This window comes from Pseudomonas sp. S36 (assembly GCF_016647875.1).
Classification (GTDB): domain Bacteria; phylum Pseudomonadota; class Gammaproteobacteria; order Pseudomonadales; family Pseudomonadaceae; genus Aquipseudomonas; species Aquipseudomonas parafulva.
On sequence record NZ_JACVVG010000018.1, the window covers coordinates 65,917 to 88,323 of the forward strand.

Annotated in this window: 19 protein-coding genes; 9 read left to right on the forward strand and 10 right to left on the reverse strand. The window is 61.5% G+C overall.

Going from position 1 to position 22,407, the window contains the following annotated elements; genetic code table 11:
- Nucleotides 1-2 precede the first annotated feature (2 nt).
- The 7 genes from IAE36_RS12570 (at nt 3) to dacB (ending at nt 8,813) form a co-directional block, all read left to right on the forward strand.
- A complete protein-coding gene (locus IAE36_RS12570) occupies nt 3-377 on the forward strand; it encodes a phage holin family protein (RefSeq protein ID WP_028632443.1) in 375 nt (124 codons plus the stop codon).
- The gene (locus IAE36_RS12575) at nt 374-703 is read left to right on the forward strand and encodes a hypothetical protein (protein ID WP_028632442.1); all 330 of its coding nucleotides are present in this window, start codon (nt 374-376) and stop codon (nt 701-703) included. The genes IAE36_RS12570 and IAE36_RS12575 overlap by 4 nt, the downstream gene beginning before the upstream one ends.
- Before the next feature lie 93 nt (nt 704-796).
- Nucleotides 797-2,128 carry a deoxyguanosinetriphosphate triphosphohydrolase gene (locus IAE36_RS12580; protein WP_060482157.1) on the forward strand — a complete coding sequence of 444 codons (1,332 nt, stop codon included), beginning with the start codon at nt 797-799 and terminating at the stop codon, nt 2,126-2,128.
- A 278-nt stretch (nt 2,129-2,406) separates the two neighbouring features.
- Nucleotides 2,407-3,024 carry a response regulator transcription factor gene (locus IAE36_RS12585; protein WP_201212692.1) on the forward strand — a complete coding sequence of 206 codons (618 nt, stop codon included), beginning with the start codon at nt 2,407-2,409 and terminating at the stop codon, nt 3,022-3,024.
- Nucleotides 3,025-3,031: 7 nt separating this feature from the next.
- Nucleotides 3,032-6,649, forward strand: a complete 3,618-nt coding sequence (locus IAE36_RS12590) for an ATP-binding protein (RefSeq protein WP_201212694.1) — start codon at nt 3,032-3,034, stop codon at nt 6,647-6,649.
- Nucleotides 6,650-6,699: 50 nt separating this feature from the next.
- Nucleotides 6,700-7,044 carry a YggL family protein gene (locus tag IAE36_RS12595; RefSeq protein WP_028632430.1) on the forward strand — a complete coding sequence of 115 codons (345 nt, stop codon included), beginning with the start codon at nt 6,700-6,702 and terminating at the stop codon, nt 7,042-7,044.
- Nucleotides 7,045-7,355: 311 nt separating this feature from the next.
- Nucleotides 7,356-8,813 (forward strand): D-alanyl-D-alanine carboxypeptidase/D-alanyl-D-alanine endopeptidase, encoded by a 1,458-nt coding sequence (gene dacB / locus IAE36_RS12600; protein ID WP_201212696.1) that lies wholly within the window; start codon nt 7,356-7,358, stop codon nt 8,811-8,813.
- Nucleotides 8,814-8,859: 46 nt separating this feature from the next.
- Here dacB and rlmKL read toward each other — a convergent pair whose 3' ends face one another.
- A complete protein-coding gene (gene rlmKL / locus IAE36_RS12605) occupies nt 8,860-11,052 on the reverse strand; it encodes a bifunctional 23S rRNA (guanine(2069)-N(7))-methyltransferase RlmK/23S rRNA (guanine(2445)-N(2))-methyltransferase RlmL (RefSeq protein ID WP_201212698.1) in 2,193 nt (730 codons plus the stop codon).
- Nucleotides 11,053-11,612: 560 nt separating this feature from the next.
- Between rlmKL and rmf the strand changes: the two genes are divergently transcribed.
- The gene (gene rmf, locus IAE36_RS12610) at nt 11,613-11,828 is read left to right on the forward strand and encodes a ribosome modulation factor (protein WP_003248687.1); all 216 of its coding nucleotides are present in this window, start codon (nt 11,613-11,615) and stop codon (nt 11,826-11,828) included.
- A gap of 94 nt (nt 11,829-11,922) precedes the next feature.
- On the opposite strand, the gene IAE36_RS12615 is transcribed toward rmf, so the two are convergent.
- From IAE36_RS12615 to ppsA, 9 genes are all read right to left on the reverse strand, one after another.
- On the reverse strand, nt 11,923-12,948 hold the full coding sequence (locus tag IAE36_RS12615) for a quinone-dependent dihydroorotate dehydrogenase (RefSeq protein WP_201212700.1): 1,026 nt from the start codon (nt 12,946-12,948) through the stop codon (nt 11,923-11,925).
- A gap of 176 nt (nt 12,949-13,124) precedes the next feature.
- Nucleotides 13,125-14,162 (reverse strand): OmpA family protein, encoded by a 1,038-nt coding sequence (locus tag IAE36_RS12620; protein ID WP_028632426.1) that lies wholly within the window; start codon nt 14,160-14,162, stop codon nt 13,125-13,127.
- Between the two features lie 111 nt (nt 14,163-14,273).
- Entirely contained in the window at nt 14,274-14,840 is a 567-nt protein-coding gene (sigX, locus tag IAE36_RS12625; RefSeq protein ID WP_033727927.1) for an RNA polymerase sigma factor SigX, read from the reverse strand.
- Nucleotides 14,841-14,953: 113 nt separating this feature from the next.
- Nucleotides 14,954-15,778, reverse strand: coding sequence for a mechanosensitive ion channel family protein (locus tag IAE36_RS12630; protein WP_028632424.1), 825 nt, complete (start codon nt 15,776-15,778; stop codon nt 14,954-14,956).
- Between the two features lie 2 nt (nt 15,779-15,780).
- A complete protein-coding gene (locus tag IAE36_RS12635; RefSeq protein WP_028632423.1) occupies nt 15,781-16,053 on the reverse strand; it encodes a hypothetical protein in 273 nt (90 codons plus the stop codon).
- A gap of 87 nt (nt 16,054-16,140) precedes the next feature.
- Nucleotides 16,141-17,136 carry a zinc transporter ZntB gene (locus IAE36_RS12640; protein ID WP_201162722.1) on the reverse strand — a complete coding sequence of 332 codons (996 nt, stop codon included), beginning with the start codon at nt 17,134-17,136 and terminating at the stop codon, nt 16,141-16,143.
- 27 nt (nt 17,137-17,163) lie between these two features.
- The gene (gene rraA / locus IAE36_RS12645) at nt 17,164-17,655 is read right to left on the reverse strand and encodes a ribonuclease E activity regulator RraA (RefSeq protein WP_060482151.1); all 492 of its coding nucleotides are present in this window, start codon (nt 17,653-17,655) and stop codon (nt 17,164-17,166) included.
- 130 nt (nt 17,656-17,785) lie between these two features.
- Nucleotides 17,786-18,778 (reverse strand): alpha/beta fold hydrolase, encoded by a 993-nt coding sequence (locus IAE36_RS12650; RefSeq protein WP_201212702.1) that lies wholly within the window; start codon nt 18,776-18,778, stop codon nt 17,786-17,788.
- 106 nt (nt 18,779-18,884) lie between these two features.
- Nucleotides 18,885-21,260 carry a phosphoenolpyruvate synthase gene (gene ppsA / locus IAE36_RS12655; protein WP_060482150.1) on the reverse strand — a complete coding sequence of 792 codons (2,376 nt, stop codon included), beginning with the start codon at nt 21,258-21,260 and terminating at the stop codon, nt 18,885-18,887.
- Between the two features lie 176 nt (nt 21,261-21,436).
- Here ppsA and ppsR point away from each other — a divergent pair, with 176 nt between their 5' ends.
- Nucleotides 21,437-22,255 (forward strand): posphoenolpyruvate synthetase regulatory kinase/phosphorylase PpsR, encoded by an 819-nt coding sequence (ppsR, locus tag IAE36_RS12660; RefSeq protein ID WP_028632418.1) that lies wholly within the window; start codon nt 21,437-21,439, stop codon nt 22,253-22,255.
- Nucleotides 22,256-22,407 lie beyond the last annotated feature (152 nt).

Genomic DNA, 22,407 nt, shown 5'->3' on the forward strand with positions numbered 1-22,407 from the left:
ACATGGACAATGATGCTGTAGGTGCCGGCGCCGCAGGTCGGCGCCTGGGTGCCGCCATCCTCGGACTTTTGCATAACCACATCGAACTGCTCGGCATTGAACTGCAAGAGCAGAAAGGCCGTACGTTGCGCCTGTTGCTGTTCGCAGGCCTGGCCTTGGTCTTTGCATTGTTGCTGCTGACGGCCCTCTCCGGCCTGCTATTGGTACTGCTGTGGGACAGTTATCGCCTGGCCGGCATTATTGGCCTGTGCGTGTTCTACGGCCTGGCAGCGGTCTACTGCGGCCTGCGCCTGAAGGCCGCGGTGTTCGATGAATCGTCGCCCTTCCATGCCACTCTCGAAGAACTTGCCAAGGACAGGGAGCGCCTTCTGCCATGAACCTGCCAGAACTGCCCACCTCGCGAAACCCTAAAGAATTGCGTAAAGCGTTGTTGCGCTTGCGCATGGAGATGAACCGCCAGGAAATTCGCCACGAAACCGGCCAACTGCTTGAGCCGGTACGCCGCATGCGCGGCATGGGCGGCTCACTGCAGGCAGGCCTTGGCATCAAGCATGCACCCTTGTGGGGGATCGGCGCAGTCGTCGCGCTGGGCTTTCTGACCGGCAAGGGTGTTCGCAGCGGCAGCCTGCCACGCCTCGTACGCCTGGGCACCAGCTTGTTGCCGTTGGTGCGCCTTTACCTTCAGGGCAATCGCCGCGCCTGAAGACCAGGCATACGCACATCCACCAAACCTGCGGCCTTGCACGGCCGCCGGCAGCGCGTATGCTTGGCCTTTGGACTCACAGGAGACCGCGCCTTGGACTGGCATACCCTGCTCACCCGCGAACGCCTAGGCAAAGCCCAGTACAGTGCCGATGAACTTGGCCGAAGCCCCTTCCACAAAGACCATGATCGCATCATCTTCTCTGGCGCATTCCGCCGCTTGGGGCGCAAAACCCAGGTTCATCCGGTCACCAGCAACGATCATATCCACACGCGCCTTACCCACTCGCTGGAAGTCAGCTGCGTGGGCCGCTCACTGGGTATGCGGGTAGGCGAAACCTTGCGTAACAGCCTGCCGGACTGGTGTGCACCCAGCGACCTGGGGATGATCGTGCAGTCAGCCTGCCTGGCCCATGACATCGGTAACCCACCGTTCGGCCACTCAGGCGAAGATGCTATCCGCCACTGGTTCCAGCAGGCTGCGGGGCGCGGCTGGCTGGACGACATGAGCGATGATGAGCGCGCCGACTTTCTCAACTTCGAAGGTAACGCCCAGGGCTTCCGGGTGTTGACCCAGCTGGAATATCACCAGTTCGACGGCGGCACCCGCCTTACTTACGCCACGCTCGGCACCTACCTCAAGTACCCTTGGAGCGCTCGCCACGCCGACGCGCTGGGTTACAAGAAGCATAAATTCGGCAGCTACCAAAGCGAGCTGCCCTTGCTCGAGCAAATTGCGCGCAAACTGGGTTTGCCACTGCTTGAGGACCAACGCTGGGCACGCCACCCGCTGGTTTACCTGATGGAAGCAGCCGACGACATCTGCTATGGGCTGATCGACCTGGAAGACGGCCTGGAGATGGACTTGCTGCAGTACGCAGAAGTAGAAGCCCTGCTGCTGGACCTGGTGGGCAATGACCTGCCGGAAACCTATCGGCAGCTGGGGCCAAATGACTCCCGTCGGCGCAAGCTGGCGATCCTGCGCGGCAAAGCCATCGAGCACCTGACCAACGCCGCAGCCTACGCCTTTGTCGAACAACAGCAGGCGCTGCTGGCCGGCCGCCTGCCTGGCGATCTGGTCGAGCACATGCACGGCCCAGCCCAACGCTGCGTGCTGCAGGCAAAAGCGATGGCGCGCAACAAGATATTCCAGGATAAACGCAAGACGCTGCACGAAATCGGTGCCTACACCACGCTCGAAATTCTGCTCAATGCCTTCTGTGGGGCGGCGCTTGAGCAGCATGGTGGGCGCAGCCCTTCCTTCAAGAGCCGCCGCGTGCTGGACCTGCTGGGCAGCAATGCACCCGACCCTCACGGCTCGCTGTATGGCGCTTTCTTGCGCATGATCGACTTCATCGCGGGCATGACGGACAGCTACGCCAGCGAAATGGCACGGGAGATGACGGGGCGCTCTGGCCCGCCGTAAGGCAGGGCCCCTGCGGCGTGGCACGGCCGTGCCGCAGGCTCCAGCTAGGAAACTTCCTACAACTTGAGCGCACTATTAAACATCGAGCATAAATCCCAATGAAAAGTTACCAAACACCTTTTGACTTCCTCCATTAATCGGCTGTTACGTAGCCTCTTTTGTTTTATCCTGTAAGCCGTTTCCCATAAACAAAGAATGGGCAATCCTCACGTTACCCACGACTTCCATCTGCGATAAGGTGCCGCCTGTCACCCTCATAGAACGCAGGGAAGTTGAACATGCACTCCATATTTATCGTCGACGATCATCCCGTGATCCGGTTGGCCGTTCGTATGCTTCTGGAAAACCAGAATTACCGGGTCGTCGGGGAATCGGACAACGGCGTCGACGCCATGCAGATGATTCGCGAAACCACACCCGACCTGGTCATTCTCGACATCAGCATCCCCAAGCTTGACGGGCTGGAGGTGCTGGCGCGTTTTCAGTCCATGGCACTGCCCTTGAAGGTGCTGGTTCTCACTGCGCAATCACCTGCACTGTTTGCCGTGCGCTGCATGCACTCCGGCGCGGCCGGGTACGTGTGCAAGCAGGAAGACCTGGGCGAATTGCTCAGCGCAATCAAGGCGGTGCTGGCAGGCTATAACTATTTCCCCAGCCAGGCGATCAAATACCCCCACACTGCCGACAACGATCTCGAACTTCTGCGCCACGTCAATGACCGCGAGTTGATGGTATTGCAACTCTTCGCCCAGGGGCGCAGTAACAAGGACATTGCCAAGGGCATGTTTCTGAGCAGCAAAACTGTCAGCACCTATAAAAAGCGCCTGATGCACAAACTTCAAGTCAACACATTGGTCGACCTGATCGAAGTGGCCAAGCGCAACGCACTGGTCTGAGGGCAGCATGGTGCGCCTTCTCGCTTGCTGTCTGCTGCTCGTGCTCCTGCTGCCCGGTGCCCTGACCCAAGCACAGCAGCGGGAGGTGGCGCCCTATACGCTGCTGGCACGGTCGACTGCACAGCCGGCGCAGCCGGCATTCACCCCTGAGCAGCAACAGTGGCTGCTCAGCCGCGACGAACTGGTGCTGGGCACCTCGGCACCCGACTACCCGCCCTTTGACATCAGCAGCGGCGCCCGTGACTACCAGGGCCTCACTGCCGAGTATGCGAGCCTGATCGGCGACGCACTTGGGCTGCCGATCCGCGTCATGCGCTACCCGGACCGTCAAGCGGCCCTTCAAGCACTGAAGGATGGCGACATCGATCTACTGGGCAGTGCCAACGGTTACGACGCCGTGTATGACGGGTTGCGGCTCTCCCATGCGTACGCCATCGACCAACCCGTGCTGGTGACCCGTGAGGACGAGCAGCGCGCACTGGACACAGGGCTGGGTGGCATGCGGCTGGCCATGCTCTACCATTACCTGCCGCGCAAGGAAGTACTCAGCGCCTACCCCCAGGCGCAGCTCATGGCATTCGGGTCCACGAGCGAAGCACTCAACGCCGTGGCCTTCGGCCAGGCCGATGTGTTTATCGGCGATACCATTTCTACCCACTACCAACTCAGCCGTGGGCAACTGCCCCGTTTGCGCATGGCGAGCTTCAGCAAGCATGAAGCGCTCGGGTTCGGCTTCGCGCTGCGTCAGCAGGACGCACTGCTGCTGGGGTTGGTCAACGCTGTGCTGGACAACCAGCCCGCCGCCATTCGCTCGAGCATTTTCAAGCGCTGGAGCCCTGGCAGCGACCTGCTGCTCACCGATCGCAAGCTGCAGCTGACCAGTGCGCAAGCCCAATGGCTGAAGCGCCACCCCGTGATGCGTGTCACCGTAGATGACACCGCTGCCCCCCTGTCGTACTTCGATGGGTCGGGGCATTTTCGCGGCATCACCGCCGACCTGCTCGAACTGATCAGCCTGCGCACCGGGCTGCGCTTTGAGGTTGAGCGCGCCAGCGGCATCGCCGACATGCTGTCCAGGATCAAGGATGGCCGTGCCGATGTGATTGCTGCACTGGCAACCGGTGGCCCGGCCGAAGGCGACTTGCTGATAAGCCGAGCCTACCTCGAAAGCACCTATGTGCTGGTCAATCGCAAGCAGAAGCAAGCCCCAGTGTCACTGGACCAGATGCGCGGCAAGCGCATTGCAATCACCCGGTACAGCGGCCTGGACGACATGCTCTCACGCTATTACCCGGAAATAGGCTGGGTGGAAACCGAAAGCCCGTTCTATTCGATGGCGCTGCTCAACAGTGGCGCCGTCGATGCCGTCATTACCACCCTGATCGACGCCAACCATGCACTGGCAATCAACCCTGAGCTGGTCATCCGTACGACGGTTGGCCGCAACCCTGCCAGCTTCGCCATGGCGACCAGCGCCCCTTCGCAACTGTTGATCTCCATTCTGGACAAGGCGCTGCTGAGCATCTCTCCAGAGGAACTGGGGGTCATCAACAACCGCTGGCGCGGCTACAGCCTGCAGGACGAAGGCAGCAGCGGGGAATTGCGTCGGTTGGCCGTGCCGGTGGTACTGGCCAGTGCAGTGCTCCTGCTGCTCGCGCTGCTCTGGAATGCGCGGTTACGCTGCCAGATTCGCCAGTGTCAGCGGGCCGACCGGGCACTGAACGATCAGCTGGCGTTCATGCGGGCACTGCTCAACGGCACGCCACACCCCATGTATGTGCGCGATCGCAGCGGTTGCCTGCAAAGCTGTAACTACAGCTATCTCGAAGCGGTCCAGGCCAGCGCCGAAGAGGTGATCGGCAAGCAGCTTGAGAACAGCCTGTTCGCCGACTGCGAGCAGACTCGGCAGATCCAGGCGGATTACCGCAAGGTCATGGCGGCCGGCTCGCCGATGATCATGGACCGCCCGCTGCGCATCAAGGACCGGGAGATCACCATTTATCACTGGATTCTCCCCTACCGCGACTCCCTGGGCGAGGTCCAGGGGATCATTGGTGGGTGGATCGACATCAGTGATCGTCGCCAGCTGGTCAACGAACTGCGTCAAGCGAAGCAGCAGGCCGATGACGCAAACCGTGCCAAAAGCACCTTCCTGGCCACCATCAGCCATGAAATCCGCACACCCATGAACGCGGTGATCGGCATGCTCGAACTGGCGGTGAAACGCGCCGATCAAGGCCGCGTCGACCGCAACGCCCTGGAGCTGGCCTACCACTCAGCCAAAGACCTGCTGGGCCTCATTGGCGATATCCTCGACATCATACGGATTGAGTCCGGCCACTTGACCTTGGTGCCCGAGGCGGTCGACCTGGCCGCACTGGTCGAGTCCGTGGGGCGTATATTTGAAGGGCAGGCGCGGCAAAAAGGGCTTGCACTCGAAGTAATCATCGAGCCTGGCGCACGCTGCCACGCCCTGCTTGATCCACTTCGTTTCAAGCAGGTCTTGTCCAACCTGGTCAGCAATGCCATCAAATTCACGGAGCACGGCCATGTACGTATTCGTGTCAGCCTGCAAGACGGCGCCGACGGGGCTGGTGTGCTGGACCTGGAAGTGCGTGACAGTGGCATCGGCATCCCACCTGAGGACATCCAGCGGCTGTTCAACCCGTTCGTGCAGGCCAACCCTCACAGCCAGGGGGCCCGTGCCGGGACGGGCCTGGGGCTGACCATCTGCCGGAACCTGTGTGAAATGATGGGCGGTGACCTGGCCATCAAGAGCCTGGAGGGGGTGGGTACACAGGTCCGGTTGAAGATGCCGCTGCACAGGGTTGACGCAGCAGTCCAGCCGGCCCCTGTCAGCGAGCCGCTCGTGGTCCCAGACCCAGGCTTGCGCGTGCTGGTGATTGATGACCATCCAGCCAACCTGCAACTGATGGCACAGCAGTTGGGGTACCTGGGCATCGAGCACACCAGCGCGGGGGATGGTCGTGAAGGCCTCGCCACCTGGCGTGGAGGCGACTTCGACGTGCTGGTGCTCGACTGCAACATGCCCCACATGAACGGTTACCAACTGGCGGCGGCGGTACGCAATGAAGAACGCACTGCCGGGCGAGCGCGCTGTACCATCCTTGGCTACACCGCCAACGCGCAACCGGAGGTGCGGCGCAAATGCCTGAGCGCGGGCATGGATGACTGCCTGCTGAAGCCGATCAGCCTGGGCACCCTCAGCCAGCGCCTGGCCGGCATCCGGCCGCTTGACCGAAATAAAGCTCGCGCCAAGCCCTATCGCCTGGACGGGCTCACGGGCGTCGTGGGCCATGACCCGGCAGACCGCCTGCGGTTCATGCAAGCGCTGCAGCAAAGCCTGCAGGCCGACTTTGCCACCTTGATGGCGGCAGACCCTGAGCACGACGGCCCTGCCATCGCGGCGCAGGCACACAAGGTGCTGAGCGCTGCACGCATGCTCGAGGCCGGTGAACTGATGGACGCCTGTGAAGCGCTGGACCACCCGGGCATTACGCCTGTGCAACTGCGGCGCAAGCGTCAGGCGCTTGCGCGCCATATGCGAAGGGTTGAGCGGGCCCTCGCACGGGATCTGGAAACCTGTACGCAGGCAGGCACCTGAGCGCGTTAACTGATAGACTGCGCGGCGTTATTACCTAAGAGGATTGTTTCATGGCCACAAACCGCTCCCGTCGTCTGCGCAAAAAGCTGTGTGTCGACGAGTTTCAGGAATTGGGCTTCGAGCTGAACCTGGAATTCAAGGAAGATCTGGATGACCAGGCAATCGATGCTTTCCTCGACGCGTTCCTGGCAGAAGCCATGGACGCCAATGGCCTGGACTATGTAGGCGGTGACGATTTCGGCCTGGTGTGCTCGGTCAAACGTGGCTCGGTCAGCGAAGAACAGCGTGCCGCCGTAGAGTCCTGGCTCAAAGGCCGCAGCGAACTGACCAAAGTCGAAGTCAGCCCGCTGCTGGACGCCTGGTACCCGGAAAAGCCGATCAACAAGGCAGAATAATCCCTGTCTGACGTGATCGCAGCGCACGACCTCTAGCAACATCAAGGTGTGCATGTGGGGCTGCTTTGCAGCCATCGCCGGCAAACCGGCCCCCCACGGGTTCCCCACGAACCTTGCAGGGGCTGGCTTGCCGGCGATGTGCCGCGAAGCGGCCCCAACTCGTTTATATGACCCGGCTTTGCATACAGCGTGCATCGAACCTGACCCAACCAGGCAACGCTTGGGGCATAATGCGTATTCTTTAATCCTGGGGCCATCATCTTCTTATCGCCCCAATGCCCTTTCTCCTCGTTGTAGGGTATCCATCTATCATGATCAAAACGCTTCGCCCCCTCGTTCTCGCCGGCTTGCTGCTGCCGTTTGCACTGACCAGCCAGGCTGCTGCCGTCAATACCACCCTGCCCGCCAAAGTGCAGCAGGCCCTCAAGGCCAACAAACTGCAGGACAATGCCCTGTCGCTGGTCATGCTGCCGCTGGATGGGCCCGGTACCGCCACGGTGTTCAACGCCGATGTGTCGGTCAACCCGGCGTCGACCATGAAGCTGGTCACCACCTACGCAGCCCTTGAGCTGCTCGGCCCCACGTACCAGTGGAAAACCGAGTTCTACACGGATGGCCCTCTCAGCAATGGCGTGCTCAACGGCAACCTGTACCTTAAAGGTGGCGGTGACCCGAAGTTGAACATGGAAAAGCTGTGGCTGCTGATGCGTGACCTGCGTGCCAATGGCGTGCGCACCATCACCGGCGACCTGGTGCTGGACCGCAGCCACTTCGTGCAGCCTAACCTGCCGCAGTTCAACGACGACGGTGGCGATCAGAACAAGCCGTTCCTGGTCAAGCCCGACTCGCTGCTTATCAACCTCAAGGCGCTGCGGTTCGTGGCCCGCAACGATGGCGGCAAGGTCACCATCGCAGTTGAGCCGCCCATCGCCAGTATTCGCATCGACAACCAGGTCAAGGCGGTGGCGTCGAAGAGCTGCGCAGGCGACGTGCGCTACAACCCGGTACCCCAGGCCGACGGCATCAGCGTCACGGTCAGCGGCCAACTGGGCGACGGCTGCAACTCGCAAACCTACCTGTCGCTGCTCGATCACCCCACTTACGCTGCAGGCGCCGTGCGCGCCATCTGGGCAGAACTGGGCGGGACCATCCAGGGCGGCAACCGCGTCGAAAACGTCCCCAAAAGCGCCCGCCTGCTGGCGCGCGCATTTTCACCAGACCTGGTGGAAGTGATCCGCGACATCAACAAATACAGCAACAACACCATGGCTCAGCAGCTGTTCCTGAGCCTGGGCGCGCAGTTCCGTACCGATGCCGATGGCGATGACGCCCGCGCTGCGCAGCGTGTAGTGCGTCAATGGCTGGCCAAGAAAGGGATCACCGCCCCGCACCTGGTGATGGAAAACGGCTCTGGCCTGTCCCGCGCCGAGCGGGTCAGCACACGGGAAATGGCGGCAATGCTGCAGGCCGCCTGGCACAGCCCCTACGCTGCAGAGTTCATGAGTTCGATGCCACTGGTGGGCATGGATGGCACCATGCGCAAACGCCTCAAGCGTACGGCCATGGCCGGCGAAGGCCACATCAAGACCGGCACGCTCAATACGGTACGGGCCATTGCGGGTTTCAGCCGCGACAGCAACGGCCACACCTGGGCGGTGGCGGCGATCCTGAACGACCCTAAACCGTGGGGGGCCTCCCAGGTACTCGACCAGGTACTGCTGGACCTGTACCGCCAGCCAAAGCTGACCACCGGTACGGCGGCCAACTGATACCGCAGTGCCGGGCCCCGCTGATGGGGCCCGGCGTCACCCGGGTTCAGCGCAGTTGCAAGCGCCAGGCCCGGTGAATACGGTTGTTGCGCGCGAAATCAGGGTCAAGGGTCTGTGCCGTGATTTCTTCCACCGCATACCGCGCCGTCAAGTGCTCGTCCAGCTGAAACTTGCGGAAGTTGTTGGAGAAGTACAGCACACCACCTGTTGCCAGGCGCGCCATGGCCAGGTCCAGTAACTGAACGTGGTCACGCTGCACATCAAATACCCCTTCCATACGCTTGGAGTTGGAGAAGGTCGGCGGGTCGATGAAGATCAGGTCGTAGCTTTCGCGCTCGGCTTCCAGCCAAGCCATCACGTCACCCTGGGCCAGGCGGTTACGCTCTGAAAAACCGTTCAGTGCCAGGTTGCGCCGCGCCCAGTCCAGATACGTTTTGGACAAGTCCACGCTGGTGGTGCTGCGTGCGCCGCCCTTGGCCGCGTGTACGGTTGCGGTCGCGGTATAGCAGAACAGGTTCAGGAAACGCTTGCCGGCCGCCTCACGCTGAATGCGCAGGCGCATGGGGCGGTGGTCGAGGAACAGGCCAGTATCGAGGTAGTCGGTCAGGTTGACCAGCAACTTCACCCCACCCTCCGTGACTTCCTGGAAGCGGCCTTCAGTGGCCTGGCGTTCATACTGGCGTGTACCGCTCTGGCGCTCACGGCGCTTGAGCACCACACGCTGCGGCGAAATGCCCAACGCCTGAGGAATGGCCGCCAGCGCATCCAGCAAGCGCGCTTGCGCTTTATCCGGGTCTACGGACTTGGGCGCAGCATACTCCTGCACATGCACCCAGTCTTCGTACAGGTCTACTGCCAGTGCATATTCAGGCATGTCGGCATCGTACAGGCGGTAGCAACTGACCTGCTCGCGACGCGCCCATTTGCCAAGCTGGCGGAGGTTTTTCTGCAACCGGTTGGCAAACATCTGCGCGCCTTCAGACAAGCGCGCCGGCTCACTGGCCTGCGGCGCCTGCGCATGCTCCGGAGCTTCGTCTACGCCGGGTTCACGACGCTCACCCGTCACGAACTGGTCAGGCTGCACTTTCAACAGCAGCAGCTTGCACGGCAAGGCGCCGTTCCAGAACGCGTATTGCTTGTGGCTACGCAACCCCATGCGCTTGCCAAGCTGCGGGGCACCGGTAAAGACCGCCGCTTCCCAGCCCATGCACGCCTGCCGCAGGCGTTCGCCCAGGTTCTGGTAGAGGTACAGCAGGCTGGCCTCGTCACCCAGGCGCTCGCCATAGGGTGGGTTACTGATCACCAGGCCCTTCTGGTTCTGGTCCGGGCGCGGCTCGAAGGTACTGACCTCACCCTGGTAGATTTTCACCCAATCGCTGAGGCCGGCACGCTCGACGTTATTGCGACCGGGCTGGATCAGCCGCGGGTCGGCTTCATAGCCACGGATCCACAGCGGCGGCTTGGCCAGCCCAGCCTCGGCGCGCGCCTGGCCCTGCTCGTGAACCTTGCGCCACAACGCCGGCACATGGCCTAACCAGGCAGTGAAGCCCCAGCGTTCACGCTTGAGGTTAGGTGCAATGTCGGCAGCGATCATTGCGGCTTCCACCAGAAACGTACCCACGCCACACATCGGGTCAGCCAGCGCGCCGCCTTCAGCGGCGATGCGCGGCCAGCCGGCACGTATCAGCACCGCGGCCGCCAGGTTTTCTTTCAGCGGCGCAGCGCCCTGCTGCAGGCGGTAGCCCCGCTGGTGCAGGCTGTGGCCGGAAAGGTCCAGGGAAAGGATGGCCTCGCCACGGTCTAGGCGCAGGTGCACGCGCACGTCAGGGTCGATTTTCTCTACAGAAGGGCGCAGCCCCTCCCGGTTGCGCAGCTTGTCGACAATGGCGTCCTTGACCTTGAGGGCGCCGAAGTGGGTGTTGTCGATACCCGACCCGTGGCCGCTGAACTCCACCGCCAGCGTGCCGTCGGCAGCCAGGTGGTCGGCCCAGTCCACGGCGTGTACGCCATCATAAAGGTCATCAGCGTTCTTCATGGAAAAACGCTTGAGGACCAGCAACACACGGTTGGCCAGGCGCGACCACAGGCACAGGCGGTAGGCGGTTTCCATGTCGGCGGCGCCGCGAATGGCCGAGGTGTGTTCGCGCACCTCTTCAAGGCCAAGGCCACGCGCCTCTTCAGCGAGCAGCCCTTCCAGGCCTTTGGGACAGGTGAGGTAGAGTTCGAAACGGTCCGACATGAGTAATCCAGCGCCTTTGGCTATTTGACAGACGGGGCAACGCATCACCCCGCGATGTTTGCCCGCGAACCTTTCCAACAGGCTTGCGGGTGGCCCTGCACACCCCCTTGGGTGCCACTAGGGCCGGGCCGCCTGATGGATGCGCGCTTGGCCACGGGGCAAAGACAGCTTAGATCATCAGGCAGTACGTAAAATTCTGGCAACGTCAGGGGCACATGTGACCCTTCGTCGCATTTCAAGATATTTCCTGGCACCGCCAACAGCGGTGGCAAAATGACGTCAACGTTCAGCAAACCCCGGTCATACCGGCCTCAAGGCCAAATAAGGTTGAGTCGCATTTATTTACTTATCCCCTCACCCTTGGAAAGGTTACGTGCTTATGACAAATCGATCATTCACACGCTGTCCTGCATTGGTTAGAACTGGTCTCAGGCCGCTTCGCAACGAGGCGGCACAACACGCTCGCGACGCCGGCAGCGAGCGAACACCGGCAGAACGATTCTGCCCGGCCTCTTGGAGGCCGACGGGACATTACAGTCAACAAGTGAGGGCAACACCCTATGAGAAGACTTAAGCGTGATCCGTTGGAAAGAGCATATTCACGTGGCTACCAATACGGGGTCACCGGCAAATCCCGCGAGCTTTGCCCCTTCAATCTTCCTTCTGTGCGCCAAGCCTGGATCAACGGCTGGCGGGAGGGCCGCGGCGATAACTGGGACGGCATGACTGGCACCGCTGGCATCCATAGACTCAACGAAAATCACGCCGTTGGCTGATCGAGGACGCTGAATTCGATTTACCATGCACGCCCCATCCGGGCGGCGGGCTGAGGCCCAGGGGCCCCTCCAAGGGGCCCTTCTTTTGGGCCATTCAAGCCCTGGGCATGGCTGCTATGGCATCGACCGCCTCGCGCACCAGCGCCGGGCCCTTGTAGATGAAGCCGGAATAGACCTGAACCAGGCTGGCGCCCGCAGCGATTTTCTCAGCCGCATGCCGGCCCTCGGTGATACCGCCCGCAGCGATGATGGGCAACTTGCCACCCAACTCCCCCGCTAGCACCTTGACGATATGCGTGCTCTTCTGCAAAACCGGAGCACCCGACAACCCGCCCGCCTCTGCGCCACACGGCAACGCTTCGACGCCCTCACGGCCCAGTGTGGTGTTGGTGGCGATCACTGCATCCATGCCCGACGCAACCAGCGCAGCGGCCACCAGTGCAGTCTCCTCGTCGTTCATGTCCGGTGCGATCTTGATAGCCAGCGGCACACGCTTGCCACTTGCCGACGCCAATTGCTCACGGCGCTCGGCCAAGGCATCGAGCAATTGCTTGAGTGAATCACCGAACTGCAGGCTGCGCAGGCCGGGTGTATTGGGCGAGCTGACGTTGACGGTGATATAGCTGGCCGCGTTGTACACCTTGTCCAGGCAGATGAGGTAATCATCCACGGCGCGTTCAACCGGTGTATCGAAATTCTTGCCGATATTGATGCCCAGTACACCGCGGTACCGCGCAGCACGCACGCGCGCCAGCAAATGGTCGACACCCAGGTTGTTGAAGCCCATGCGGTTGATGATGGCAGTCGCTTCAGGCAGGCGGAACAGCCTGGGCTTGGGGTTACCCGGCTGTGGGCGCGGGGTAACCGTACCGACCTCGACAAAGCCGAAGCCAAGCTGGGCGAAGCCATCGATGGCCGTGCCATTCTTGTCCAGGCCTGCAGCCAGGCCGACCGGGTTGGCGAAGTTCAGGCCCATTACGGTGACCGGCAACGCTGCTGGCTGTTTACATAGCTTACCGTTGAGCCCCAGGCGGCCACCTGCACCGATCAGGTCCAGCGACAGGTCGTGAGAGGTTTCCGGGGAAAGCTTGAACAGCAGCTGGCGGGCCAGGTTATACATGGGCGGGCAAGGCTCGGGGTATGGGTGAGGGGCGATTATAGCCAGCGAAGGCCTCACAGGACAGCACATCGTGGCCCGAATGCCTACTCACCCGCCCCTCGCCTGCGCGCCAATCACACATTACAGGCAAAGAAAAACCCGGCCTGAGCCGGGTTTTTCATGAAGCTTCAAACCAATTACTTGGCCTGGGCTTCTACCTGAGCTTCAACGCGACGGTTGATAGCACGGCCTTCTTCGGTGGCGTTGTCAGCAACCGGACGGGTTTCGCCGTAGCCAACCGAGTCAACACGGCTGGATTCTACGCCGTACTGCTGGGTCAGGACTTGCTTGACAGCGTTGGCACGACGCTCGGACAGCTTCTGGTTGTAAGCGTCTGGACCCACGGAGTCAGTGTGACCTTCAACCACGGTGGTGGTTTGTGGGTACTGCTTCATGAAGTCAGCCAGGTTTTTGATGTCGCCGTAGCTGTTAGGCTTGACGACCGACTTGTCGAAGTCGAACTTGACGTCCAGCTCAACGCGAACGACTTCAGCAACAGCTGGGCAGCCATCGGCGTCAACGGTGACGTTGGCCGGGGTGTCCGGGCACTTGTCAACGTTGTCGCAAACGCCGTCGTTGTCGGAGTCGGTGCACACTTCAGCCACTGGAGCAGGTGCTGGAGCAGCTTGGTTTTTCGGGCTACCGCCGAAGTTCAGACCAACACCAACGCTAGGTGCCCACTCGGTGTCGCCCTGGTCGATGTTGTACTGAGCTTCTACGCCGGCACGGGCGTAGAACATGTCAGTGATGTACCACTTGGCGCCTGCGCCAACGTTGGCGAAGGTGGAGTGGTTACGACCACCACGGCCGGTCTGGCCGATCGACTGGTGCGAGAAACCAGCGGAAACGTACGGACGGATAGCGTCGTACGGGTTGTTGAAGTGGTAAACGGCGTCCAGGGCGGTGTTGGAGCCCTTGATGTTCTTGCCGTCGTCGCCACGAGCGTTGTGGACTTCGTCGTAGCCCAGACGCAGCTCGACGTCGTCGGTCAGGAAGTAACCGATCGAACCGCCGAACAGGTTACCGTCGTTTTTGAAGTCGCGCTGGCTGTCGAAGAATTCTTTCTTGTAGAAGATTTCAGTCTCGACGGCGCCTTGACCTTGTGCCATAGCGCCAATCGAAGTGGCGGCTACGAGCGAACCAATGGCCAAGCCCAAGGTGTTTTTCAGTTTCATCCGTTAAATCCCCATCTGGTGATAGTTAAGCAGTCCCACCAAAAACAAGGGGGACAACTCGACGGCAAGTCTAGCAGAACTCGCCGGTTGGTTAGAGATATTTGCTGGCCACTAAGTTTCATCGAGACCGGCAAATTTCTCCCGAAGCTTGTCGAGCGCACGCTTGTAACGCATTTTGGTTGCGCTCAAGCCCATGTGCATGATATCGGCGATTTCCTGAAACTCCAGTTCTGCGACAAAGCGCAGCACCAGGATTTCCCGGTCAATCGGGTTCACATGAACCAGCCACTTATCCAGGCCCCCTTTTTCTTCGGCTTTCGGCGCCTTGTCCTCGGACGCCTCTTCAACAGGGTCGAGACTCAACGCATCCATCAGCCGACGCTTGCGACGCTCCTTGCGGTACTGCGTGATGCACTCGTTGTAGGTGATGCTATACAACCAGGTCTTGAACTTGGATTTCCCTTCGAAATTCTTCAGGCCGTACAGCACCTTCAGCATCACTTCCTGACAGACATCGTCGGCGTCACGGTCGTTCCCCAAATAACGTGCACACACGTTGAACAGGGTTCGCTGGTAGCGCCGCATGAGCTCCTCATAGGCGCGCGTAACGTGGTACAGCTCCTCATGCGATCGCGCCACCAACTCTTCGTCGGTGAGCTCGCGGGGTTCATAACGCATGGGCGGCGAAGGCACTTTATTCAAAACGGATCTGGCCGACAGTCAGGTCAATGTCGCCGCGAAACCCCATCAGGTCTGTTTTCGCGGCGGCATACATTAACAGCTTTGGGCGCTCAGCGGCTATTGACCCGCTGCTCCAGCAACGCACGGTTGGACAGTGACACCAGCTCGCCTTCATCTGTGAGCAAGGTTGTCTTGACCGTGCCGATTTCCTCGATGTGCCCTTCGACCTCGCCAATCCGCACGTGCTGGCCTACCTGGAACAGCTCGCGCACATAGATGCCGGCGATGATTTGGCCGGCAATCTCGCGGCTGCCCAGGCCCATGGCGAGCGCCACGGCCAGACCAACGGTAATCAGACCAATCACGATCACGTGGTTGAGCAGATCGGTCTTGACCTCCAGCTGGCTGATCGCGACGGAAATGCTGATGATAATCACCAGGCCCTGGGTAATGCGCCCCAGGCCTGCGGAGTATTCGAGGCCGATGCCTTCGGCAGCGCCACGCACCAGCCCGTTGGCCACCTGGGCCAGCAGCACCCCGGCCAGCAGCACCAGGGCTGCGCCAAACACCTTGGGCAGGTACAGGGCGAGCATGTCGAGTGTTGCCGACACACGCTCCAGGCCCAGGGACTCGGCGGCCGACACCAGGAATACCAGCAGCACGAACCAGTAGACGATCTTGCCGATCAGGGTGGAGATGGGCACCTGAATGCCCACCCGGCCCAGCATCTTGGTCAAGCCGGTTCCGGCCATCAGGCGGTCCAGGCCAAACTTCGCCAACAGCTTGGAAAGCAGCGTGTCGAGCAGCTTGGCCACGACAAAGCCGAGCAATACCACGACCAGTGCGCCAAACAGGTTAGGGATGAAGTTCGCCACTTTGGTCCAAAGGGCGGTCATCGCGGTGACCAGGCTCTGGGTCCAGAGATCGAGTTCCATATTCAATCGGCCTTATCTGCTTTGCTACCGTTGGCAGCGTTGCGGGAAGAATGTCTGCGCACCGGCGCCACATGCGCCGAGCCATTGTTGACGGCGATCAGCAGCGCCTGGCTCCAGCGGCCAAGCAGGCTGAACAGGTCACCGGCACCCACCTGACGGTTGGCGGTTTTCAGCACACGACCCAGGCAGGCAGCGTCGTCGCTGTCATGGCGATCGTTGCCGGAAGGTGACGCCTTGAGCAGGTCACGCAGGGATTGTTCAAACGGATCGTGCATGGGCACCTCGCGCAGTATCAGCAAGAGACGAGCCCGCCGGCCAATGGGTCACAACCGGCGTCGCCAGCACGGTCCCAAACGCATCTGTCACACCCATTGCAGCCGCCTGAACAGCCACCATTGCCCGACCGCAAGCCCAAGCACGACAAGGCACGCGAACAGGAAGCCATAAGGGTTCTGAGCACCAGGAATGCCACCCACGTTGATACCCAGCAGCCCAGTAATGAAGCTCATGGGCAGGAAGATGCAGGTAATGATGCCAAAGCGGTACATGGTGCGGTTCATCCGCTCGCTGCGCCGCCGGTCCTCGCTTTCCAGCACCAGCGCTGCCCGCTCGCGGGTCAGCTCCAGCTCCTCCAGGTAGCGAATGAGGCTGTTGTTGAGCTCGTTCCAGTAGTCGGCGTCGGCATCGGCGAACCACGCCCATTTACTGCGGGACAGGTGTGCATAGATATCCCGCTGGGGCGCCAGGAAGCGTCGCAGGCCAGCCGCACGCCGACGGATCTGCTGCAAACTGCCTTGCTCCGGTGTATGCCGCTCGTCGGACTCCACCTTTTCTTCTTCCACGTCTACCAGTTCGGCCAGGTCGCTGACCAGCCCCTGGACCTTTTCAGTCAGCAGCTCCCCCATCAGCAACAGCAGTTCAGAGGCCGACTTCGGCCCCCTCCCCTGTTCCAGCAGTTGCAAGATTTCGTCGCTGGCGCGAAGCGGCCGCAGCCGCAGGGATATCACCCGCTGGGCCTGGGCGAAGATGCGCACCGATACCATGTCTTCAGGTTCGGCACCGGGGTTCAGGTTTACCCCTCGCAAGAACAGCAACAGCTGCTCGTCCGCCATCGGCAGCAGGCGCGGCCGGGTGTTTTCTTCAAGCAGCAGCTCGCAGGCGAACTCGCTCAGGCCACTCTCGCGCATCAGCCAGGAGCGGGTCTGGGGGTGGCTGCGGTCCCAGTGCAGCCACAGGCTCTGCTCCGGCTGCAGCTGGAGCGCATCCAGTTCGGTACGGGCAATCGTGTGTGCGCCACCTTTACCATCGAGCACCAGGGCGTGCACCAGCCCCCACTGCGCGTTGTCTTCCTCGAACATCAAAGCTCCATCAGCGCGCGTGGCGCGTCACTCCGGCATCTGCAGCGGGCTAGGCGAAACCAGCACGCCATTGTTGTCGGCATAGACATACTCACCCGGGCGGAACGTGACGCCTGCGAATGTGACGACCACGTTCAGGTCGCCGATGCCTCGCTTGTCGGTTTTCATCGGGTGGCTGGCCAGCGCCTGCACGCCGACGTCGGTCTGGATCAGCACGTCGACATCGCGCACGCAGCCATAGATGACCAGGCCCTCCCAACCGTTCTTTGCAGCCTTTTCCGCGAGCATGTCGCCCAGCAGTGCGCGGCGCAGCGAACCGCCGCCGTCCACCACCAGCACCTTGCCCTTGCCATCGAGGTCCACTTGCTCCCGGACCAGTGAGTTGTCCTCGAAGCACTTGATGGTGACGATCTGGCCACCGAAGGAATCACGGCCGCCAAAATTGCTGAACATCGGTTCCAGCACCTGCACCAGGTCGGGGTAGGCGTCACACAGGTCAGGCGTTACGTAATGCTGCATGGGAAGCTCCTGTCAGTCACAACGAAAACGGGTATCGGCCAAGGCTACACCGCCGAGGCCGCCGCAGTCATCCCGGACCGCACAGTCATGTGTTGCCTGCGGTGACGCTGCAAGCACTGCCGAGCACCGGTCAGCTGGCGGTCAAGGGCTGCGATGCGTCGCAAGCGCGCTGCACCGCCGCAGGCGATTCACGCAGCCAGCGCGCCACCAGCGGCCATACCTGTGCCTGCGCTGCCTTGCTCACCAGCATGTCGACATGCCCGAAGGCTTCAAACCCCTCTTCGGGCCCCAGGCAAATGAACTGCTTGCGCGCGTCACCCCATTGCGCGAACAGCTGGCGGCAGGCCCACACGGGGTCTTGCGCGTCGGCCGCACCGGCAACGGCCAGCAGCGGCACCTTCACCTGGGCAAGCCCGGCCCACCAATCCTGGTGCCTGTCGCCAAAGCGGCCGAACAGGCCGTGCCAGCGCAGGCTTTCGAACGCCAGGCCGATGGGTTCGTCCTCCGGCCCACGCTTGAAACGCGGGCCGGATAACTGCCCCCAGCGCCTGAGCAGCATTTTTGCACCCCACACCACAGGCGGGAGTTTCAATGGCCAGTAGCGGCGGCTGACCTGGGTGCCGAACAGTGCCACCCCAGCCACCTGCCCCTCACTCAAGAACCCGCCACCCAATGCCGCTGCCAGCGTGGTCCCACCCAGGGAGTGGCCTACCCAATAGGGCACCTGCCCTGCCTGCTCGCGCACGAATGCGGCAATGGCCGGCAAGTCATCGCGGGCGTAGGCGGCGACGCAGTTATGTGACCAGTCGCGGTTGCGCGGCGACAGGCCATGCCCTCGCATTTCCGGGATCCACACGTCGAAGCCCGCGCGCGCCAGGTAAGCGCCCAGGCCAAGGCCTTTGGGCGAGTACCAGAAGCGTCGATTGGAGAAGCTGCCGTGCAGCAGAATGATCGGGGTGCCCTGGACCACGCGCTGGTCCGCCAGCCCCAGGCGCGTTACCGCCAGTTCTACGGTGGGGTCGGGGCCATTGCCGGCTTTGATTCGGTAGACGTCTTCGCTGAGATCACCGCGGCGCTCGGCACTGAGCAAGGCCACGGGAAAAAGAGTGCTGCTGCTTTGCATAAGGTCAGATGGCTTGGTGCACAAAAAAGGGCGGGATCCATTGCTGGAACTCGCCCTGGAAATACCAGGCGGGGCTACGCCAGACGCTGCCCCGCGTTTCGTTGGATCAGGCTGCGCCCTGGCCTTCGGCGAGGTAGAACCAGGTTTCGAGCACCGAGTCCGGGTTCAGCGACACGCTGTCGATGCCCTGCTCCATCAGCCATTTGGCCAGATCAGGGTGGTCCGATGGGCCCTGACCACAGATGCCGATGTACTTGCCGGCCTTGTTGCAGGCGGCAATGGCATTGGCCAGCAGCTTCTTGACGGCCGGGTTACGCTCGTCGAACAGGTGGGCGATGATGCCCGAATCACGGTCCAGGCCCAAGGTCAGCTGGGTCAGGTCGTTGGAACCGATCGAGAAGCCGTCGAAGTACTCGAGGAACTCGTCGGCCAGAATGGCGTTGGACGGCAGCTCGCACATCATGATCACGCGCAGGCCGTTATCGCCACGGGCCAGGCCATTCTCGGCCAGCAGGTCGACCACCTGGCTCGCTTCACCGAGGGTGCGCACGAACGGCACCATGATCTCGACGTTGGTCAGGCCCATCTCGTTGCGCACCCGCTTGAGCGCACGGCACTCGAGCTCGAAGCAGTCACGGAAGGCTTCGCTGATGTAGCGCGAGGCACCGCGGAAGCCCAGCATCGGGTTCTCTTCTTCCGGCTCGTACAGCTTGCCGCCGATCAAGTTGGCGTACTCGTTGGACTTGAAGTCCGACAGGCGCACGATGACCTTTTTCGGGTAGAACGCGGCTGCCAGGGTGCTGATGCCTTCAACCAGCTTCTCGACATAGAAGCCGACCGGGTCATCGTAGCCGGCGATGCGTTTGTCGACGCTGTCTTTGAGCTCGGGCGGCAACCCGGCGTAGTTCAGCAAGGCCTTGGGGTGCACGCCGATCATGCGGTTGATGATGAACTCCAGGCGTGCCAGGCCCACACCGGCGTTGGGCAGCTGGGCGAAGTCGAAGGCGCGGTCGGGGTTGCCGACGTTCATCATGATCTTGAATGGCAGTTCGGGCATGGCATCGACCGAGTTCTGCTTGATGTCGAAGCCCAGCTCGCCCTCGAAGATGAAACCGGTGTCGCCCTCGGCGCAGGAAACCGTCACACCCTGGCCGTCCTTGAGGATCTGCGTGGCATTGCCACACCCGACCACCGCCGGAATACCCAGCTCACGGGCAATAATCGCAGCGTGGCAGGTACGCCCGCCACGGTTGGTGACGATGGCACTGGCGCGCTTCATCACCGGCTCCCAGTCCGGGTCGGTCATGTCGGAAACCAGCACATCACCTGGCTGTACCTTGTCCATTTCGGACACGTCATTGATGACGCGAACCTTGCCTGCACCAATGCGCTGGCCAATGGCACGGCCTTCGACCAGTACGGTGCCTTTCTCTTTCAGCAGGTAGCGCTCCATCACGTTGGCGCTGGAGCGGCTCTTGACCGTTTCAGGGCGCGCCTGAACGATGTACAGCTGGCCGTCATCACCGTCCTTGGCCCATTCGATGTCCATCGGGCGCTGGTAGTGCTGTTCGATGATCATGGCCTGCTTGGCCAGCTCGTTTACCTCGGCATCGCTCAGGCAGAAGCGCGCACGCTCGGCACGGTCCACGTCGACGGTTTTCACCGAACGACCGGCCTTGGCCTCGTCGCCGTAGATCATCTTGATGGCCTTGCTGCCCAGGTTGCGACGCAGGATGGCCGGGCGGCCGGCCTGCAGGGTGTTCTTGTGCACGTAGAATTCGTCAGGGTTCACCGCACCCTGCACCACGGTTTCGCCCAGGCCGTAGGCGCCGGTGATGAACACCACGTCACGGAAGCCGGACTCGGTGTCGAGGGTGAACATCACGCCGGCAGTACCGGTTTCCGAGCGCACCATGCGCTGCACGCCGGCTGACAGGGCTACCAGCTTGTGATCGAAGCCCTGGTGCACGCGGTAGGCGATGGCGCGGTCGTTAAACAGCGAGGCGAACACTTCCTTGGCCGCACGGATGACGTTGTCGACACCGCGGATGTTGAGGAAGGTTTCCTGCTGGCCCGCAAACGAGGCGTCTGGCAGGTCTTCGGCAGTGGCCGACGAGCGCACGGCCACCGCCATGTTGTCGTTGCCCTTGGACATTTCGGCGAAGGCGGTGCGGATCTCGGCATCCAGGCGGGCCGGGAAGGGTGCATCCATCACCCACTGGCGGATCTGCGCACCGGTCTTGGCCAGGGCATTGACATCGTCTACGTCCAGGGCGTCAAGCGCAGCGTGGATCTGGTCGTTCAGGCCGCTCTGCTCGAGAAAGTCACGGTACGCCTGAGCCGTAGTGGCAAAGCCGCCCGGCACGGACACGCCGGCACCGGCAAGATTGCTGATCATCTCGCCCAGGGATGCGTTCTTGCCCCCCACATGCTCCACATCATGGACGCCGAGCTTTTCGAGGGAAACTACGTACTCTACCAAGGTGATCTCTCCACTAACTGTATTGGAAAAGCTCAAGGGCGCCGCCTGCCATCGTTGACTGGGCCGGACGCTTGTGGCCTGTACCTGGAAAATAAGTGAGAATGCCAACAGCCGCATTCGGCAAAGCGAACTTATCATATCCAAGAAACGTCATCATCTTAAGGCCCAGATCGCAAATGAAACGAACCGCGTTCTTCATCTCCGACGGCACCGGCATCACTGCCGAAACCCTGGGCCAGAGTCTGCTCGCGCAATTCGAGAGCATACCGTTCAACAAATTCACCCGTCCGTACATAGACTCGCCTGAAAAAGCCCGCAGCATGGTGCAGCAGATCAATACCGCTGCCGAACGTGATGGCGTTCGCCCGATCATCTTCGACACCATCGTCAACCAGGACATTCGCGAGATCCTGGCCACCTCCAACGGCTTCATGATCGATATCTTTTCATCGTTCCTGTCGCCGCTGGAGCAGGAACTGACCGCCCACTCGTCCTATTCGGTGGGCAAATCCCACTCGATCGGCGGCAATTCCAACTACATGGAGCGCATCGAGGCGGTCAACTTCGCCCTGGACAACGACGATGGGGCACGTACCCACTATTACGACAAGGCCGACCTGATCCTGGTGGGCGTGTCGCGCTGCGGCAAAACGCCCACCTGCCTGTACATGGCCATGCAGTTCGGCATCCGTGCAGCCAACTACCCGCTCACCGAAGACGACATGGAGCGCCTGCAGCTGCCACCGGTGCTGAAAAAGCACCATAACAAGCTGTTCGGCCTGACCATCGACCCCGACCGCCTCACCGCCATACGCCACGAGCGCAAGCCCAACAGCCGTTATTCAAGCTTTGCCCAGTGCGAGTTCGAGGTGCGCGAGGTCGAAAGCCTGTTCCGCCGGGAGAATATTCCGAACATCAATTCCACGCATTTCTCGGTTGAAGAGATTTCGGCGAAAATTCTGGTGGAGAAAGGCGTGGAGCGCAGGTTCAAGTAAGCCTGGGCGAACCGTTTTGCATTCACATGCTTCGATGTAGGCCCACGTCGAGATTGTCTGAGGGGCAGCTGGTGTTCGCCGCAATAGGGTCTGCGCTTATAAGATCGAGCGCCGCCCGCGCGGCGCATCGCGAGCTGCGCTCGCTCCTACGT

Coding starts and splice junctions, on each gene's coding strand:
- IAE36_RS12570 (WP_028632443.1), top strand. CDS start 3: ATGGACAATGATGCTGTAGGTGCCGGCGCCGCAGGTCGGCGCCTGGGT.
- IAE36_RS12575 (WP_028632442.1), top strand. CDS start 374: ATGAACCTGCCAGAACTGCCCACCTCGCGAAACCCTAAAGAATTGCGT.
- IAE36_RS12585 (WP_201212692.1), top strand. CDS start 2,407: ATGCACTCCATATTTATCGTCGACGATCATCCCGTGATCCGGTTGGCC.
- IAE36_RS12590 (WP_201212694.1), top strand. CDS start 3,032: ATGGTGCGCCTTCTCGCTTGCTGTCTGCTGCTCGTGCTCCTGCTGCCC.
- IAE36_RS12595 (WP_028632430.1), top strand. CDS start 6,700: ATGGCCACAAACCGCTCCCGTCGTCTGCGCAAAAAGCTGTGTGTCGAC.
- dacB (WP_201212696.1), top strand. CDS start 7,356: ATGATCAAAACGCTTCGCCCCCTCGTTCTCGCCGGCTTGCTGCTGCCG.
- rlmKL (WP_201212698.1), bottom strand. CDS start 11,052: ATGTCGGACCGTTTCGAACTCTACCTCACCTGTCCCAAAGGCCTGGAA.
- rmf (WP_003248687.1), top strand. CDS start 11,613: ATGAGAAGACTTAAGCGTGATCCGTTGGAAAGAGCATATTCACGTGGC.
- IAE36_RS12615 (WP_201212700.1), bottom strand. CDS start 12,948: ATGTATAACCTGGCCCGCCAGCTGCTGTTCAAGCTTTCCCCGGAAACC.
- IAE36_RS12620 (WP_028632426.1), bottom strand. CDS start 14,162: ATGAAACTGAAAAACACCTTGGGCTTGGCCATTGGTTCGCTCGTAGCC.
- sigX (WP_033727927.1), bottom strand. CDS start 14,840: ATGCGTTATGAACCCCGCGAGCTCACCGACGAAGAGTTGGTGGCGCGA.
- IAE36_RS12630 (WP_028632424.1), bottom strand. CDS start 15,778: ATGGAACTCGATCTCTGGACCCAGAGCCTGGTCACCGCGATGACCGCC.
- IAE36_RS12635 (WP_028632423.1), bottom strand. CDS start 16,053: ATGCACGATCCGTTTGAACAATCCCTGCGTGACCTGCTCAAGGCGTCA.
- IAE36_RS12640 (WP_201162722.1), bottom strand. CDS start 17,136: ATGTTCGAGGAAGACAACGCGCAGTGGGGGCTGGTGCACGCCCTGGTG.
- rraA (WP_060482151.1), bottom strand. CDS start 17,655: ATGCAGCATTACGTAACGCCTGACCTGTGTGACGCCTACCCCGACCTG.
- IAE36_RS12650 (WP_201212702.1), bottom strand. CDS start 18,778: ATGCAAAGCAGCAGCACTCTTTTTCCCGTGGCCTTGCTCAGTGCCGAG.
- ppsR (WP_028632418.1), top strand. CDS start 21,437: ATGAAACGAACCGCGTTCTTCATCTCCGACGGCACCGGCATCACTGCC.